Source organism: Lentzea sp. NPDC051838, from assembly GCF_040681245.1.
In the GTDB taxonomy this organism is placed as follows: Bacteria; Actinomycetota; Actinomycetes; order Mycobacteriales; family Pseudonocardiaceae; genus Lentzea.
Genome location: NZ_JBFAYI010000006.1, coordinates 325,444 through 341,113 on the forward strand (window position 1 = coordinate 325,444; position 15,670 = coordinate 341,113).

At 69.1% G+C, this 15,670-nt stretch carries 16 protein-coding genes; 6 read left to right on the forward strand and 10 right to left on the reverse strand.

What is annotated here, in order from left to right:
* Nucleotides 1-9 precede the first annotated feature (9 nt).
* Nucleotides 10-942 carry a DMT family transporter gene (locus AB0M24_RS17430; protein ID WP_363767914.1) on the forward strand — a complete coding sequence of 311 codons (933 nt, stop codon included), beginning with the start codon at nucleotides 10-12 and terminating at the stop codon, nucleotides 940-942.
* On the opposite strand, the gene AB0M24_RS17435 is transcribed toward AB0M24_RS17430, so the two are convergent.
* Entirely contained in the window at nucleotides 893-1,408 is a 516-nt protein-coding gene (locus AB0M24_RS17435) for a hypothetical protein (protein WP_363767917.1), read from the reverse strand. The two genes, AB0M24_RS17430 and AB0M24_RS17435, sit on opposite strands and share 50 nt — an antisense overlap.
* A 170-nt stretch (nucleotides 1,409-1,578) precedes the next feature.
* On the opposite strand from AB0M24_RS17435, the gene AB0M24_RS17440 reads away from it, so the two are divergent.
* Complete coding sequence (locus AB0M24_RS17440; protein WP_363767920.1) at nucleotides 1,579-2,535, forward strand: class I SAM-dependent methyltransferase; 957 nt, start codon at nucleotides 1,579-1,581, stop codon at nucleotides 2,533-2,535.
* On the opposite strand, the gene AB0M24_RS17445 is transcribed toward AB0M24_RS17440, so the two are convergent.
* From AB0M24_RS17445 to AB0M24_RS17460, 4 genes are all read right to left on the reverse strand, one after another.
* A complete protein-coding gene (locus AB0M24_RS17445; RefSeq protein ID WP_363767923.1) occupies nucleotides 2,507-2,629 on the reverse strand; it encodes a hypothetical protein in 123 nt (40 codons plus the stop codon). The genes AB0M24_RS17440 and AB0M24_RS17445 overlap by 29 nt on opposite strands.
* Before the next feature lie 81 nt (nucleotides 2,630-2,710).
* Nucleotides 2,711-2,956 carry a hypothetical protein gene (locus AB0M24_RS17450; protein WP_363767926.1) on the reverse strand — a complete coding sequence of 82 codons (246 nt, stop codon included), beginning with the start codon at nucleotides 2,954-2,956 and terminating at the stop codon, nucleotides 2,711-2,713.
* A gap of 109 nt (nucleotides 2,957-3,065) precedes the next feature.
* Nucleotides 3,066-3,473, reverse strand: a complete 408-nt coding sequence (locus AB0M24_RS17455; RefSeq protein ID WP_363767929.1) for an FAD/NAD(P)-binding protein — start codon at nucleotides 3,471-3,473, stop codon at nucleotides 3,066-3,068.
* A 7-nt stretch (nucleotides 3,474-3,480) separates the two neighbouring features.
* Complete coding sequence (locus AB0M24_RS17460; protein WP_363767932.1) at nucleotides 3,481-3,960, reverse strand: DUF4386 domain-containing protein; 480 nt, start codon at nucleotides 3,958-3,960, stop codon at nucleotides 3,481-3,483.
* A gap of 64 nt (nucleotides 3,961-4,024) precedes the next feature.
* Between AB0M24_RS17460 and AB0M24_RS17465 the strand changes: the two genes are divergently transcribed.
* Entirely contained in the window at nucleotides 4,025-6,655 is a 2,631-nt protein-coding gene (locus AB0M24_RS17465; protein ID WP_363767935.1) for a BTAD domain-containing putative transcriptional regulator, read from the forward strand.
* Here the strand turns inward: AB0M24_RS17465 and AB0M24_RS17470 are convergent.
* Complete coding sequence (locus tag AB0M24_RS17470; protein WP_363767938.1) at nucleotides 6,600-7,211, reverse strand: TetR/AcrR family transcriptional regulator; 612 nt, start codon at nucleotides 7,209-7,211, stop codon at nucleotides 6,600-6,602. The two genes, AB0M24_RS17465 and AB0M24_RS17470, sit on opposite strands and share 56 nt — an antisense overlap.
* 71 nt (nucleotides 7,212-7,282) lie before the next feature.
* On the opposite strand from AB0M24_RS17470, the gene AB0M24_RS17475 reads away from it, so the two are divergent.
* The 3 genes from AB0M24_RS17475 to AB0M24_RS17485 are packed head-to-tail and all read left to right on the forward strand — an operon-like array spanning nucleotide 7,283 to nucleotide 10,652.
* Entirely contained in the window at nucleotides 7,283-8,140 is an 858-nt protein-coding gene (locus AB0M24_RS17475; protein WP_363767941.1) for a metal-dependent hydrolase, read from the forward strand.
* Nucleotides 8,140-9,036, forward strand: coding sequence for a PDR/VanB family oxidoreductase (locus tag AB0M24_RS17480; RefSeq protein ID WP_363767943.1), 897 nt, complete (start codon nucleotides 8,140-8,142; stop codon nucleotides 9,034-9,036). Before AB0M24_RS17475 ends, AB0M24_RS17480 begins: the two co-directional genes overlap by 1 nt.
* The gene (locus tag AB0M24_RS17485) at nucleotides 9,033-10,652 is read left to right on the forward strand and encodes an SDR family oxidoreductase (RefSeq protein WP_363767946.1); all 1,620 of its coding nucleotides are present in this window, start codon (nucleotides 9,033-9,035) and stop codon (nucleotides 10,650-10,652) included. Before AB0M24_RS17480 ends, AB0M24_RS17485 begins: the two co-directional genes overlap by 4 nt.
* A gap of 6 nt (nucleotides 10,653-10,658) precedes the next feature.
* Here the strand turns inward: AB0M24_RS17485 and AB0M24_RS17490 are convergent, their stop codons facing one another.
* From AB0M24_RS17490 to AB0M24_RS17505, 4 genes are all read right to left on the reverse strand, one after another.
* Nucleotides 10,659-11,081, reverse strand: coding sequence for a tetratricopeptide repeat protein (locus AB0M24_RS17490; RefSeq protein ID WP_363767949.1), 423 nt, complete (start codon nucleotides 11,079-11,081; stop codon nucleotides 10,659-10,661).
* A gap of 29 nt (nucleotides 11,082-11,110) precedes the next feature.
* Nucleotides 11,111-12,634, reverse strand: a complete 1,524-nt coding sequence (locus AB0M24_RS17495; protein ID WP_363767952.1) for a carboxylesterase family protein — start codon at nucleotides 12,632-12,634, stop codon at nucleotides 11,111-11,113.
* Nucleotides 12,635-12,641: 7 nt separating this feature from the next.
* Nucleotides 12,642-13,610: an NAD(P)-dependent alcohol dehydrogenase gene (locus AB0M24_RS17500; protein ID WP_363767955.1), complete on the reverse strand. Its 969-nt coding sequence runs from the start codon at nucleotides 13,608-13,610 to the stop codon at nucleotides 12,642-12,644.
* Nucleotides 13,611-13,675: 65 nt separating this feature from the next.
* On the reverse strand, nucleotides 13,676-15,667 hold the full coding sequence (locus tag AB0M24_RS17505) for a hypothetical protein (RefSeq protein ID WP_363767958.1): 1,992 nt from the start codon (nucleotides 15,665-15,667) through the stop codon (nucleotides 13,676-13,678).
* Between the last annotated feature and the right edge of the window lie 3 nt (nucleotides 15,668-15,670).

The window sequence follows — 15,670 nt, forward strand, 5'->3', positions numbered from 1 at the left end:
GTGCAGGTCATGCAGCGTAGAAGCATGCTCACCGCCCGCCGCACCGACGTGGTGCTCCTCATGGTCGCGCTCGTCTGGGGCTCCAGCTACCTCTCCGCCAAGACGGCCACCACCGCGCTCCCGGTCCTGGCGGTGCTCCTCGCGCGCTACGCCATCTCCGCCCTCGCCTGCGGGGCGTTGAGCGGGCTTCGTCGCCGTCGGTGGACCCGCGACGAGGTCCGCTCGGGCGCCGTCCTCGGAGTCACCCAGGCGGCCGTTCTCCTGCTGGAAACGTACGGCGTGGCACACACCAGCGCGGCCAACGCGGGCCTGATCATCAGTCTGACCATCGTGCTCACGCCTCTGCTGGACCGCCGCCGCCTGCCCCCGGCGTTCTTCCTCGCAGCGGGTCTGTGCGTCCTGGCTGTCGGGCTGCTCACCTCCAGCAGCGGCTTCCACGCACCGCGGCTCGGCGACGCCCTGATGCTCGCCGCGGCCGTCGTGCGAGCGGGCCACGTGGCGCTGGTCGGCCGGCTCACCGTCGGACGCCCCATCGACCCGCTGCACCTCACGACCGTCCAGACCGTCGTCGGCACCGCGCTGCTGCTGCCTCTCGCGATCCCGCACCTGCCCGCACTCGCGGCCGGCAGCGCGACCACCTGGTCCCAGCTGCTCTACCTCGCCCTGTTCTGCAGCGTGTTCGCCTTCCTCGCCCAGACCTGGGCCATCCAGCGCACGTCGGCCAGCAGAGCCAGCCTGCTCCTCGGCACCGAACCGATCTGGGCCGTCGCCATCGGAATCAGCCTCGGCGGCGAACACCTCACCGTGTGGGCATCGCTGGGCGCCGTGCTGATGATCGCCGGTACCTACTGGGGACAGGCGATCGAACGCACCCATCGCGAGCAGTCACCCACTAGCGGGCCGACGGAACCACGTGCCCGGCCCGCCTGCGCCACCACATGAACACCAGGACCGCGTTCAGCACGACCAGTCCCGCCGCCGCCGGATAGAAGAGCCGCAGCGCGCTCTGGGTGTCGCTGATCGCGAACGACCACGTGATCTTGAAGATCCCCCCGGCGTTGATCACGACCAACGCCCACAGCATCGACCGCCGCCACACCGCGGCGCCCAGCGACACCAGCATCAACGGCACCAGCAGCGCCATCGCGATCTTCGCGAGCGTCCACTCCCCCAGCAGGTACTCGCGCTCGTCGGCGAGGAACTGGATAGCGCCGGGCGTCGGGTGCTCCGGCGCCGGGAACCACGCCATGCTCGTCGCCAGCGCGACCAGGGTCGCCGCGATGCCCCACCAGCTGCGCTTGTAGCTGAAGTACGCGAACGGCAGCAGGAACAGCGGCCGGATGTACCAGCTGAGCTCGTTGTGGTGCCGTGCCCACGCCCACGAGGCGAGCTCGTTCAGCCACTCCATCGTCTTCTCCTCTCGAGTGGCTTCCAGAGTTCGCTTTCCCGGTGATCGGGACCACGAGGGCAACCCGTGAACTGGGAGCAGGGTTGTCCCCGTATTACCCGAAAGCCTCTGTCGGTCGGCGGCGCCGCCTGACAGGCTCTGGAACCGTTGCCGCAGCGAGGAAGTGTTGAATGACAGTGCTCCCGCACAGCATGGACGCCCTGCACCGGCTGAACGACGCCGTGGACGGGTTCCTCCGCAGTGAGAAGGAGTTCAACCTCACCGATCCCGCCACCCACATGCTGGTGGGCGGCCGCTTCCGCACACTGGGCACGCAGATCGGCGCTTCCGTGCTCGCCGGCGTGCCGGACGAGGACATCGCCGCGATCGTCCAGCCCGCCCGCTCGGCCTGCGCGCGGACACCGTTCATGCGCAGCGAGGAGGAGTGGGCGCGCGGCTACCCGAGCGACTTCCGGCTGGTCGAGCACGTGCTGGCCCAGGCCAACGGTGCCCAGCAAGGCACGCTCGGCTGGCACGTCGAGGCCAGCCTGCAGAGCTCGGCGATCGCCCAGCAGCAGCGCAACCGGGTCATGCACCAGGCCCGCCTGATCGGCGACACGCTGACCGCGCAGCGGGGTGGCCCGCGCTCGATCTTGCTGATCGCCTCCGGCGCCGCACCCGACCTGCGCACCATCCCGCCCGGCATCGTCCGTCCCGGCGACCGGTTCGTGCTCACCGACGTCGACCCGGACGCGCTGGACCTGGCGCAGAAGCGGCTCGGGCTGCTGAACAACTCCACCGCGGTCGTGCCGGGCAACATCTTCCGCGCGTTGGGGCCGTTGGCCGAGATGGGGCCGTTCGACCTGGTTCTGGTAAACGGCCTTTACGACTATCTCAACGACCGCGCGGCCGTCCGGTTGACCGAGGCCGTGCTGACGCGGCTGTGCCGGCCGGGTGGCACGTTCTACTTCTCCTGCACCGGGGTCGGCAACCCGTTCCGGTGGCCGCTCGAGTACCTGATGGAGTGGCAGGTGATCGAACGCGACGAGGCGGCTGTTCGCGCGTTGCTACCTGGCTGCGACGTGTCGGTCGGGTTCGAGCCGACCGGGCTGTCCTTGCTCACTCACGTCCGAACCAGGCGGGGATGACGTCCCGGACGTACGTGGTGATGCACTCCGCCGTGGGACCGGAGAGGATCTCGCCGACGAAGTAGACGCCGTTCCTGCCTTGGAGAGCGCTCACCGCGTCGAACCAGCCGTTGCGGACGGCCTTGGCGTGCGCGTTCCCAGGCTTCTCCAGCGCTGATCGTGAGCTCGGAGTTGCTCAAGCAGACCCAGAGGTCGCCGGGGTGCTGCTTGTACACCGCGGTGATCCGGTGTAGCTGCCGTACGGGTCGATCACCCAGAAGCCCAGCCGCTCGCCGCCGTCCTTCAGGGGCGGGGACTCGGTGCGGCTGCGTGCTCGCACCAGGTAGCTGCGGGTCCAGGCGGGTGGGCAGTTGCGTGGGGAGAAGAGGATCCCGCCTTCCGGGTGGATCTCCCTGATCTGGGCGGGTTTGGCGGTGACCACGACTTTCTCGTAGTGCTCGCGGAGAGCTTCGACGCTGGTGACCTGGTGGTTGGTGCTCGCCGGTCAGCGCGGTAGGTCTCCCAGGTCTCGCCTCGCGGGCCGTCGATGTTCAGGCCGCCGAGTCCGGGGCCGTGCTTGGTGCGGACGGCGGTCTCGATGATGCGCCACGCTTCGGTGAGCTGGTCGACGGCCTGAGTCGGGGTGAGCAGCGGGACGAAGTGCGGAGGCGGCACGGCGGCGAAGAACAGCGACTCCGGCCGCAGGTCGACCGGGTGGTTCGCGAGCAGGTCGTGGATCGCGGTGCCGGCCATGTCCTCGCCGAAGTCCTGCTCGCTGACGAGGTGCGCCTGGAAGTCGTAGACCCGCCGTCGACCGTCACGGTCTCGGCGAAACCGCCGAGACTCGGTGACGTCTCGAGGATCTCGACGTTCCGGTAGCCCCGCCGGTGCAGTTGCGCCGCGGTGAAGATGCCGCTCTGGCCGCCGCCGACGATGCCGATCGGCGCGTCAAGATCCATGGTCTTCTTATGCAGATCGGGAGAAGCCTTTCACCATCAACCAAAGTGCTAGAACCATCTCGTTGAGCGCCAACGGGACGAAGAGCGCGGCGACTTGGGTTTGGGTGAACACGTTGAGGAGGTTGAGCACCGCACCGGCCAGATATGGCACCACGGCGATGAGCGCCCACACGGAGATCCACCGCGGTACGAGCTTTGACCGGTAGAGGACGACGTTCAACAACACGACGCTCACACAGAAGTAGATGGCGCTTTGTGCCGTAGCTGTCGTGAGGAAGACGACCTCCAACGTCCTCGCGACGACGTACCCCAACGCGAGGGCCTCACCGTGTGGTTTGAGGACGGGGAACAGCGTGGGCGCGATGAACGCGATGGCCACGGCCATCAGGAACACGCACAGGTCGCGGGCCGTGCCTTGAGTGGCCGTGCTGACCAGTCCGGCGGCCGTGGCGGCGATGAAGAGGGAACCAACAACACGTGCTGTCATGTCTGCGAGGTTGGCCGGTGTCGGTGTGCGGCCGGTGTGCGTGTGGTGTGTGAGAATTCGCCGCGTGCGGATCGGTCTGCTCGGTGGTGTCCGCGCCACCACCGACGACGGCGAACCGGTCGACATCGGGTCGCCCCGGTCTTTGGTGGTGCTCGCGGCACTGGCCTTGTTTCCTGGCGTGGCGCTGCCGGAGTCGCGGCTCATCGACCTCGTGTGGGGGTCGTCGCCGCCTTCGTCTGCTAAGGCGTTGCAGTGGCACGTCGCGCAGCTGCGGAAGTCACTCGGCTCTGCTGCGATTTCGCGGGTTGGGGCCGCTTACCGGCTTGATCTGCCGACTGATGTGTCGCTGTTTCGCGCGTGTTTGAGTGACGGGGACGCCGCGGGAGCCTTGGCTGCGTGGGGCGGGGTGCCGTTGGCCGGGCTTGCGGCGCCCGGGTTGTCGGCGGTGGTTGCCGGGCTGGTGGAGGAATGGCTGGGCGCGGTCGAGATGGACTTCTCTCGGCGTGTGTCGGCGGATCCTGGTGCTGTTGTCGGTGAGCTGTCGTCGTTCGTGGCGGAGTATCCGACTCGTGAGCGGTTGGCGGCGCTGTTGATGACGGCGCTGTATCGGAGCGGTCGGCAGACTGACGCTCTGGCTGTGTACCAACGGGTTCGGCAGCATCTGGTGGCTGAGCTCGGGGTGGAGCCCGGGCCGGAGTTGCGGGCCGTGGAGCAGCAGGTGCTCTCGCAGGCTCCGGTTCCCGGGGCGGTGCTGGTCGGGCGTTCTGCCGATCTGGCTGTTGTCGCTGAGGCGTTGCGGCGGTCTCCTGTGGTGACGTTGGTCGGGCCGGGCGGGATCGGGAAGACACGGCTGGCTTCGTGTTTTGACGGGGCGTTCGTGTCGCTGGCGGAGATTTCTTCTTCTGCTGATGTGCCGCGTGCGGTTGCGGATGCGCTGGGGATCGTCGAGCGGCCTGGGCTTTCGGTGGCTGCTGCGGTGGTGTTGGCGCGGCCGTCGTTGTTGGTGCTGGACAACTGCGAGCACGTGCTGGAGGGGGCTGCGGCGTTTGCTGCTGCGGTGTGTTCTTCGGTGCAGGTGCTGGCTACGTCTCGTGAGCGGCTTTCTGTTGCTGACGAGCAGGTTGTTGTTGTGTCGCCGTTGGATGCTGCTGCGAGCGTTGAGCTGTTTGATGTCCGTGCGCGCGCTGCTGATCCTTCGTACGTGCGGGATGCGTCTGTTGTTGAGCTGTGTCGTCGGCTTGATGGGATTCCGCTGGCGATTGAGCTGACCGCGGCGCGCGTGCGGAGTTATCGTCCTGCCGAGTTGCTGAGCCGGTTGGACATCGGGGTGCGGCGTACCGGGGCGGCTCGGCATCGGACGGTTCAAGCTGCTGTGCGGTGGTCCTACGACCTGCTGTCTTCGGCTGAGCGGGAGTTGTTCTGCCGGCTTTCGGCGTTCGCGGCGCCTTTCGATCTGTCCGCGGTGGCTGAGGATCATCTGCTCGGGGATCTGGTCGAACGGTCGATGGTGGCGGTGGTGGAGGGACCGTTCGGGCGGCGGTTCCGGTTGCTGGAACCGTTGCGGGAGTTCGCTTCTGCTGAGCTCGTGGATCGTGCGTCGGCCATGTCGTCGCATGCTGCTTGGTGTCTGCGACAGGTTCGTGCGGTGGGGTTGTTGTTGGCCGGACCTCGCGAGGTCGAAGGGGTTGGGCGGCTCGCGGAGTTGTGGCCGAACCTGCGGGTGGCGGTGGCGTGGGCGTTCGAGGTGGCCGACTTCGGTCTGGCCGAGGCGCTGGTGCGACCGGTGGTGACGGAGCTGCCGCTGCGGGGGCGGCGGGAGATCGGGGACTGGGCTGAGCGGATCCTCGCGGGGCCTATGGGCGCCCACCACACACACGACTCCGGCCGGGTTCCCCCAAAATCAACAATAGCGAGTGGGTCTGACAGTTTTTGGCTGGTCTGGGTTGCCGAGCGGAACACCCAGAGCTCCAGCCCGGCCGCGCTGCCCGACACTCCTGACGATCCGCTCAGCAGGTACGCGCGGGCCTACGCGTCCGGCGACGGGCAACGACTCGCCGAATCTCTGCCTGGAGCGGTGTCCTCACTGGACGATCCGCACCTCAAGGGATTCCTGGGACTCATGCCTGCGGGAACGCTCATCGGTGCCGGGCAGTTCGAGCAGGTCGACGAGGAGGTTCTGGCGTTGGCGCAACGGTATCGCGTGACCGGGCCGCCTACGTTGCTGCACTGGGCGTTGCAGACGCTCGGGTACAGCGCGATGTTCCAGGGACGCGATCCCGAGCCGTTCTTCGACGAGGCCGCCGAGGTGGAGCTGCCGCCGGGAACGTTGTCGGCCAACAAGACCACGCAGGCGCGGGCGGCGTTCCGGCGCGGGGACGAGGCGAAGGCGTTCGGGTTGTTGCGGGAGCACGTCGACGAGTTGCTGGAGACCGGGAACGTCGTGGCGGCCAGTGTGGTGGCGGTCGAGTTCATCGCGATCACCAAGGAGAGCATGCGTGCCGAGGCGGCGCGGGTGCTCGGATATTTGAAGCACGCCAACGACTTCGGGGCGATGGCGGCGCGGCGGCTCGTCACCGATGTCGACACGACCGCGCCTGGCATGGACGATCGTGAGGCGCTGCTCTACATGCGGGCGGCGCTCAGCTCAGGCCGTGCGCGATCCGGGCCACGAACGCCACCAGCCGATCGGGCGTGAACTTATCCGGGTCGGTCAGCACCAGCCGGCCCGACATCTCGGCCAGGGCGAGCATCGCGTGACCGAGCAGGCCTGAGTCGAGGTCGTCGAGGCCGCCCAGTTCCTTGAGGCCGAGGGCGGCCAGGTCCTCGATCTGGGCCAGGATGCCGACGCGGACCAGTTCCACCTGGGCGCGGAACTCCCGTGGCGTGCCTTCAGGTGGGAGGAGCACTAGGCGCCAGCGGTCAGGGGCCTCGACGACGGCGTTCACGAAGACGCGGACGGCGTCGGCGAAGGCGTCGTCCGGGGAGCGGGTCGCGAAGTCGGTCGGGAGGGCGGCGATGACCTGTTCGGTGGCCCGGCCCGCCTCGCGTTCGAGCAGGGCGCTGATCAGCTCGGACCGGTTGGCGAAGAGGTCGTAGAGGACGGGTTTCGTCACCTGGGCCTGTTTGGCGACGGATTCCATCGTCACCGTGTCGAACCCTGCCGGAATCAGGCTCAGGGCGGCGTCCAGCAGCTGCTCGCGGCGCTGCTCGGGCGGCAGGCGGCGGGCGTACTTGCGACGCGTTGTGCTCACGGGTCCATATTGCTACGGTGGCGTAGCTTTCACAAAGCTACGCGGGCGTAGTAATTGCGGGAGGGTGTGCGATGGAGCCGGACAATCTCGTTCTGCAGCCGCGTGACGTGCAGTTCGACTGGTCGACCCTGCCGATGCACTGGGTTCCGGACGAGCCGGTCACCACGCACGTGATGAACGTCCTGCACCTGCTGCTCCCCGAGGGCGAGCGGTGGTTCGTGCGGACGTTCCAGCAGGTCGTGCCCATGATCACGGACGACACGTTGCGCGAGGACGTGCTCGGCTTCATCGGGCAGGAGGCGATGCACGCCGAGGCCCACAGCGAGGTGCTCGACCACCTGCTCGCCAACGGGCTGGACCCGCGGCCGTTCACGCGGCAGATGGAGCACGTGTTCCAGCGGATCCTCGGGCCGAAGCCGGGACTCACCGACGCACAGGCACGCGAGCAGCTGATCGAGCGGGTCGCGATCGTGGCGGCCGTCGAGCACTTCACCGCGTACCTCGGCGACTGGATGCTGAACGCTCAGGCGCTCGACCGGGCCGGGATCCACCCCGTGATGCTGGATCTGCTGCGGTGGCACGCGGCCGAGGAGGTCGAGCACCGCAGCGTCGCCTACGACCTGATGTGTCACCTCGACCGCCGATACGTGCGGCGGGCTCGGACGATGCTGCTGGTCGCGCCGGTGCTGTTCTGGCTGTGGGTGCAGGGCGCGCGGTTCATGGTGAAAGCCGACAAGACGACGAAGGTGCGGCTGACCTGGCGCGAGGCGATGAGGGCAGGGCGGCGCGGGTTGCTGCCGAAGCTGTCGGAGATCTTCCGGGCGTTCCTGCGCTACTTCCACCCGGCCTACCACCCGAAGCAGGAAGGCTCGACGTCGCAGGCCATCGCGTATCTGGCCTCGTCGCCCGCGGCAAGGGAAGCGCACTGATGCTGGACGGTCTGACCAAGTTCGGCGACTTCTACGACCGCGCGGTCACCCGCTTCGGCGGCCGGGCACGTCCCGGTGCGGCGCGGGATGCGTTGTGGCTCAACGTTGTCGAACGTTCACAAGTGGCGGACGGCGTGGTGAGCCTGCGGTTCGGCGGGCCCTCGTTGCCCGCGTGGCAGCCCGGCTGCCACCTCGACCTGCACCTGCCGAGCGGGCTGAGGCGCCAGTACTCGTTGTGCGGCGACCCGGCCGACCCCACGTACCGGATCGCTGTCCGCGAGGTCGGCGCCGGATCACGTGAGGTCCAGGCTCTGCAGGTAGGAGACCGGATCCAGGTGCGCGGGCCGCGCAACGCGTTCCCGTTCGCCGGCATCGGACCCGTGCTGTTCGTGGCCGGCGGCATCGGGATCACGCCGATCCTGCCGATGGTCCACGCGGCGGCCCGAGCAGGACTCGACTGGCGGCTCGTCTACTGCGGGCGGTCGACGAAGGCCATGCCGTTCCTCGACGAGCTGCCGATCGGCCAGGTCGACGTCCGGATCGGCCGCGGCGGGCCGCTGCTCGCCGACGCGCATCCTCGGGGCGCGGTCTACTGCTGCGGCCCGGCGGGAATGCTCGACCAGGTGCGCGCCGAGTTCTCCTCGCGCTGGCTGCACTTCGAACGCTTCAGCCCGCCGCCGATCGTCGACGGGAAGCCGTTCACGGTCGAACTGCGCCGCAGCGGGGTGGCGCTCGACGTGCCCGCTGACCGGTCCGCGCTCGACGTCATCAGAGATTTCCTGCCGTCGGTCGCCTACTCGTGCCGGCAGGGGTTCTGCGGCACGTGCGACGTCGGCGGCGTGCGGATCTGCGTGGACCGGCCAACCGGTGACCGACTCGTCCTGGAGGAACTGTGAAGGTGCGTTCCGGAGAAGTCGACCTCGCCGTGCAGGTGCGCGGCACGTCCGGGCCGACCGTGGTGCTGGTGCACGGTTATCCCGACACGCACGCCGTGTGGGACCGCGTGGTCGCGTTGCTGGAGAACGACTTCCGCGTCGTCACCTACGACGTGCGCGGGGCGGGCGAGTCGACTGCTCCATCCACTCAGGACGGTTACCGGCTCGAACACCTGGCGAAGGACCTCGAATCGGTGATCGACGCGGTCAGCCCGGACGAGCCGGTGCACCTCGTCGGCCACGACTGGGGTTCGATCCAGTCGTGGGAGGCCGTGACCACGCCCGGCGCGCGGATCGCCACGTTCACGTCGATCTCCGGGCCGTGCCTCGACCACATGGGTCACTGGTCGCGCAAAGGCCTGTCCCTCGCGCACCTCCGGCAGTTCCTGAGGTCCTGGTACATCGGCGCCTTCCACCTGCCGGTGCTCGCGCCGCTGTTCTGGCGCCTCTACCTCGGCCCGCGCTGGGGAGGCGTGCTGCGACGTCTCGAAGGCGTCCGCGCCACGCCCGCGAGCACGATCACCCGGGACGCGGTGCGCGGAATCTCGTTGTACCGGGCCAACATCCGCCAGGTCATGCGCTCGCCTCGACACCGGCTCGCCCCCATGCCGGTGCAGGTGATCCAGCCGATCCGCGACCGCTACATCGACACCGGACCGCTCGACCTGGAACGCTGGGTGCCGTCCCTGCGCCGCCGCAAGATCGCCGCCGGCCACTGGGCGCCGCTCAGCCACCCGGCACCGCTCGCCCGCATGATCAGCGAGTTCATCGCGGACTCCACTCCCCCGCGCGAGCTCGTCGTCGTCACGGGTGGTGGCAGCGGCATCGGCAGGGCGACGGCGGTGGCGTTCGCCGAGGCGGGCGCACGAGTCGTGGTGTCCGATGTGGACCTCGCCGCGGCCAAGGAGACCGCGGAGATGATCGACGGCCACGCCTACGAGGTGGACGTGCGGTCCGAAGACGCGGTGCGAGCCTGGGCGCAGCAGGTCGCGGACGAGCACGGCGTGCCCGATGTGGTCGTCAACAACGCGGGCATCGGCCACTCGGGGTCGTTCCTGTCGACCTCGACCCAGCAGTGGCAGCGGGTGCTGGACGTCAACCTGTGGGGTGTCGTGCACGGCTGCCGCGCGTTCGGTGAGCTGATGGTCGAACGCGGAGAGTGCGGCCACATCGTGAACCTGTCCTCGGCGGCGGCCTATCTGCCGTCGAAGATCCTCTCCGCGTACGCGACGAGCAAAGCCGCGGTGTTCATGCTGTCGGACTGCCTGCGGGCCGAGCTCGCGCCGCACGCCATCGGGGTGAGCGCGATCTGTCCGGGTCTGGTGAACACGAACATCACGGCCACCACGACGTTCTCCGGTGTCAGCGCCGACGAGCAGTCGCGCAAGCAGGACCGCGCGTCCCGGATCTACGCCCGGCGCGGGTTCGGGCCCGAGGGGGTGGCGAAGGAGATCGTGCGCGCCGTTCGCCGCAACCGTCCGGTGGTGCCGGTGACGGTCGAGGCGAAGGCGGCACGTGTCGCGAGCCGGGTGGCGCCGGGGATCCTGCGCTCGTTCGCCAAGCTGGACGTGGGCTGAGCCGGTCTAGACGTCAGCCAGCTCTCCACCGAAGGCGGCAGCCAAGCGGAGCCAGGGCGCGGCCTCCTCAGGCCGGCTCTGCCGCTCCAGCGTGCGCCCGAGCAGCAGGTGGGCGTAGTGCTCGACCGGGTCGCGGTCCACGATCTCGCGGAGCAGCGCCTCGGCCTTGCCCAGCTGCGCCGAGTGGTAGTAGGCGCGGGCCAGCAGCAGGCAGAGGTCCGTCTGGAACGGCACTTCCCCGACGACCTCCGCGAGCAGCTGCACGGCACCCAGGTAGTCGCGGGCCTCGAACAGCAGTTGTGCCCGTTCCCACCTGTCGGCCGTGGTCTCCTCGTGGTCGTCGAACAGGTGCGTCGCGGTCAGCCAGCGATCCGGCGACACCTGACCGAAGCCGAACCCGGTGCTGTCGTGCACTTCGAAGTCGTTCATTCGAACCTCCCTTCCGGACGCGTACAACGTCAGCCGGCGGCAGGTATTCCCAAGGCGTGGAACGGGTGGTCCTCCCAGATCCGCCGCGACCGCTCCTCCGGATAGGCGGTCACCTCGTCGACATCACCGAAAACGCGCGTCAGCCGATCATCCGAGTAAACCGGCCACCCCGGATCGCCGGTCAGCGCGAAGCCGGTCCACGCGCGGCGCATGCGGTCCGACACCTCGGCGGCGGCGGAAGTGTCCTCGCCGATCAGCACCGCGGGCTGGCCGCGGTCCAAGTTGCCGAACACCAACGGCACGTCGAGGCCGTGGCACGCGCCCAGAGCACCGCCCATTCCGGGCGCCTCCCAGGCCAGCACGTACACGTGAGCCCGTCCACCGGCCGCGACCTGCGCCTCCGCCAGCCGCAGCGACGGCATGCGGAACACCCAGTCCGAGCAGACCAGGTCGTACAGCTCGTCCGGCCCCGCGTCCGGGAAGCTCTCCCGGTAGCGGCGAGCGCCGTCCGGTCCAGGAGCGAAGATGTCCAGCGCGGTGGCGGCCTGCTGGTCGGTGACCTGGCCGAGCATCCCCTCGATCAACGTGAGAACGCGCTGCTCGTGCCGCGTGTGGCCGACGACCAGAGCGATGTCCTTCGCTGCGCCCGCGGCCACCGCCTCCCACGGCGTGACCGGCAGCACGTCACCGTCGACGACGGGCGCGAACGGAATCTGCTTGTGCGCGGTCTGGCCCCACCGTCCGGCGAACTGCCCGATCTTGGCCATGAGCTCGTCGACCACGGCCGGCAGCAGCTCAGGGTCCACAGTGGACAGTTCGGCAGGGCGCACGCCCAGTTCGGCGGCGCAGGCGGCCGTGATGTCCGAGGCCAGCTCGGGTGTGAAGAACGGGCCCGGCACGCTGCTCGCGACCGCGCGGTGGAAGAGCCCGGCAGCACGCGGCATCGCCAGCAGCGCCGCGACCGAACCACCGCCGGCGGACTGGCCGAAGATCGTGACGCGGCCGGGGTCTCCTCCGAACGCGCCGATGTTGTCGCGCACCCATTCCAGGGCGGCGACCTGGTCGAGCAGGCCGCGGTTCGCCGGAGTGCCCTCGACCAGCGCGAAGCCCTCGATGCCCACCCGGTAGTTGAACGTCACCACGACCACGCCGTCCTGGGCGAGGCGCGCGCCGTCGTACTCGGCGAGCCCGGACGTGCCGAAGATGTAGGCACCGCCCTGGATCCACACCATCACGGGCAGGTTCGCGGAGGGGTCGGGCGACCAGACGTTGACGGTCAGCCAGTCGTCGCCCGCGATGCCCACCTGGTCCATGCCGAACGCGCCTGGTTGCGGTGGCGGCGGCCCGAACGCCAAGGCATCCCTGACGCCGTCCCACGCGGCAGCGGGCTGGGGCGCGGCGAACCGCAAGTCCCCGACCGGGGGCGCGGCGAACGGGATGCCGCGGAAGACCGCGACGCCCGATTCCATAGCGCCCCGAACCATTCCACCGCTGACGCGAACCTCGACCATGGGCGGGATCGTTGCCGTTCGACCCCGAAGAGCGCCACGCATTTTTCGATCAGGCCGTGACCACGACCTTCGCCCGCGCGTGCTCCAGCTCCACGTGCCGGATCGCGTCAGGTGCGTCGGTCAGCGGATAGGTCCGCTCGATCACCGGCACGAGCTTCCCCGACTCGGCGAGCTCCCGCAGCGCCGCCAGGTTCTCCTTGCTGGCCTTGGCTTCCAGCACCACCAGCCGCTGCCGCGCGAACGGCCCGAGCACCTTGCCCTGGATGATCAACCGGTACGGGCCGAACAACGCCCCACCGGTGAAGCTGCCTCCCCCGGACAGCACCAGCGTGCCGTCCGGCGTCAGCGACCCGCGCAACGAGCTCATCGACCGGTTGCCCACGAGGTCGAAGATCACGTCGTAGCGCTCCCCGTTGGTGGCGAAGTCGTCACTCTTGTAGTCGATCACGACGTCCGCACCCACCGCGCGCACCTGCTCGACGTTGCGCGTGGAGCACACCCCCGTCACGTGAGCCTTGCGCGCCTTGGCGATCTGCACCGCCATCAACCCGACCCCGCCGGACGCGCCGTTGATCAGCACCTTCTGCCCGGCCTGCAGCTCCCGCAGCCCCATCCACGCCGTGTTGCCCGCCAACGGCAACGTCGCCGCCTGCTCGAACGACAGGTTCGAAGGCTTGCGCTCCACCAGGTGCGCGGGCACCCGAACGTACTCGGCAAAGGACCCCTCGACCTCGCCGAACACCTCGTCCCCCACCCGCAGCAACCCGTTCACCCCTGGCCCGACCGCCTCGATCACACCGGCGAAGTCCAGCCCGCGAATCCGCGTCTTCGGCGCCCGCAACCCGAGGAACAGCCGCGCGAAGTACGGGTCACCGCGCATGACGTGCCAGTCGGCGGCGTTCACCGACGACGCCCGCACCCGCACGAGCACCTCACCGGCGGCCGGCACGGGCTGCTCGACCTCGCGCAGCTCCAACACGTCCGCCGAGCCGTACCCGTCCTGGACGATCGCCTTCATCGCGGCCTCCCTCGCTTGCCGAAAAGCTAAGCCGCGACAACACATGCGCACATCAGGGACGCCCCCTAGGGCGGCCACCCAATGTCTCCTGACATCATTCGGCGCGCGAACTCCTCCGCCTCCGTCACATAGCCCGCCCAGGCTTCCGCCCGGCCCGCGCGGAAGTCCTCCTCCTTGGGCGGGTGGTCTTCGGTGCGCTCCTCGTACCAGCTGTCGAGGTGGTCGAGGAACGTCACCAGCTCCGGTCGCGCATCAGCTGGACGGACGGGAACACCGGTCCCGTTCCTGGTGCCGTGGTACTCGTCGACGACGCCGAGGAACATCGCGTCGAGAGCCGGGAACGACTCCCGTGCGAGCACTTCGGGCGGCAACGGGGCGATGTAGGAGCGGCGGTGCGCGTTCCACACGTCCTGCTCCAGATCGAGCTCGACCAGACGCAGGGCCGCGCGGGACGACGCCAGAGCGGCCAGGCCGTCGTCGCCGATCGTGTGGTCGTGCAGGTCCAGCGACCACAGCTGCGGCAACACCGGCCAGGCGGCCAACGCGCGAGCGCCTTCCGAGCTGAAGTTGTTGTAGGCCAACGAGAGGCTCACCAAGGAGGCAACGGTGGGAAGCATCGCGAGATCCGCGTCGCCCAGACCGCAGTCCGCCAGGTCCAGCGTCCGCAACGAACCCCACGCCGGCACGTCGGGCAGGCTGCCCATCGGGTTGCCCGACACGTCCAGCTCTTCCAGGCCCTCCAGCGCGAGCAGCGCGGCGAGCCCGTCCGGCCCGACCCCGGCAGCGGACAACCGCAAGGTCTTGAGGCGCTTCAGCCCGGCGGAGGCCACGGCCACCGCACCGCCGTCACCGACGAGTTGGAGAGACGGCCGGGCGTAGTGCGGCGAACCACCCCAGCGACCGCTCAGGTCCAGGTGTTCGAGGACGGGCAACTCCGCGCCGAGCAGCCGCCGCACGCCCTCGGCGCCGAGGTGGTTGCCGTTCAGGCCGAGCCGGCGCAACCGCGGAAACGTTCCGGCGAATGCGTCCGCCACGTTGTCAGTGGCGACCAGGTGCGAGAGCGTCAGCTTCTCGATGCGCTGCCGGTCGACCGATGCCACGACGTCGGCGATGGACCTGTCGCCGACGGGAAGCAGCTCCAGCGACAGCTCGGTCAGCCGCGGCACCACCGGGAGAATCGCCTCGACACCACGGGCACCGAGTCCCTCCCGGCCGAGCCCCATCGACGTGCCGCGCACCCGAAGACCGCGGAGGTTCGTGAGATCGGCGCGGGAGAAGAACTCCGCGCACGCCTCGTCGTCGGCCTCGATCACGTTGCCGAAGAACGGTTTCCACAGCGGTTGCTTGCCGTTCTTGCCGCACCGGAAACCGATCTCCAGCCGTTCCAGCGACGCCAGCTGCGCGCAGGACGCCAGTTCGCGGGCCTCGTCGGCGGTGGAGACGAGCACCTCGGCCGACCGCAGCTCGGGCAGAAGTCCCTCGCGCATCAGATGGACCAGATCCGCCGCCATCACGCCGATGTGGCGCAGGCGGGCCGGCCGGTCGAGCCGGAACGACGGCTTCTCGAAGTGCCACAGGCTTTCCGTCACCCCGACCAGCACCAACGACTCCAGCCTGGTGACGGCTTCCGTTCGCGCGAACCGGGCCAGTGCGTCGTTCTCGGAGTCGGTGAGCATGTGGAACTGGACGGACCGCAGGTTCTCCCACTGGTCGGCCGTGTCCGCGAACGCCGACAGCTTCTCGTCGCGCAGCCAGCCGAGCACCAACCGGCTCACCGCGCGCATCTCGGGCCGCAGCGGATCCGGCAGGTCGACGTCGCGCAGTCCTTCCCTGGAGGACCACAGATCCAGTGATCGGACGAGCGGCCACACCGGTTTCGTGAAGCCGGATTCCAGTGCGGCGAGCCAGGACCACGGTGCCTCGCGCAGCTCGTCCGGCCAAGACGCGAGCTGTTCCTCGCAGTAGGGCACCAGATCCGCGTCCGCCGCAGAACAAAGCGCGCGGAACGCCAGTGTGGACGGCGTTCCGCGCAGCGCTCTATCGATTTCCCCAGTCACCCA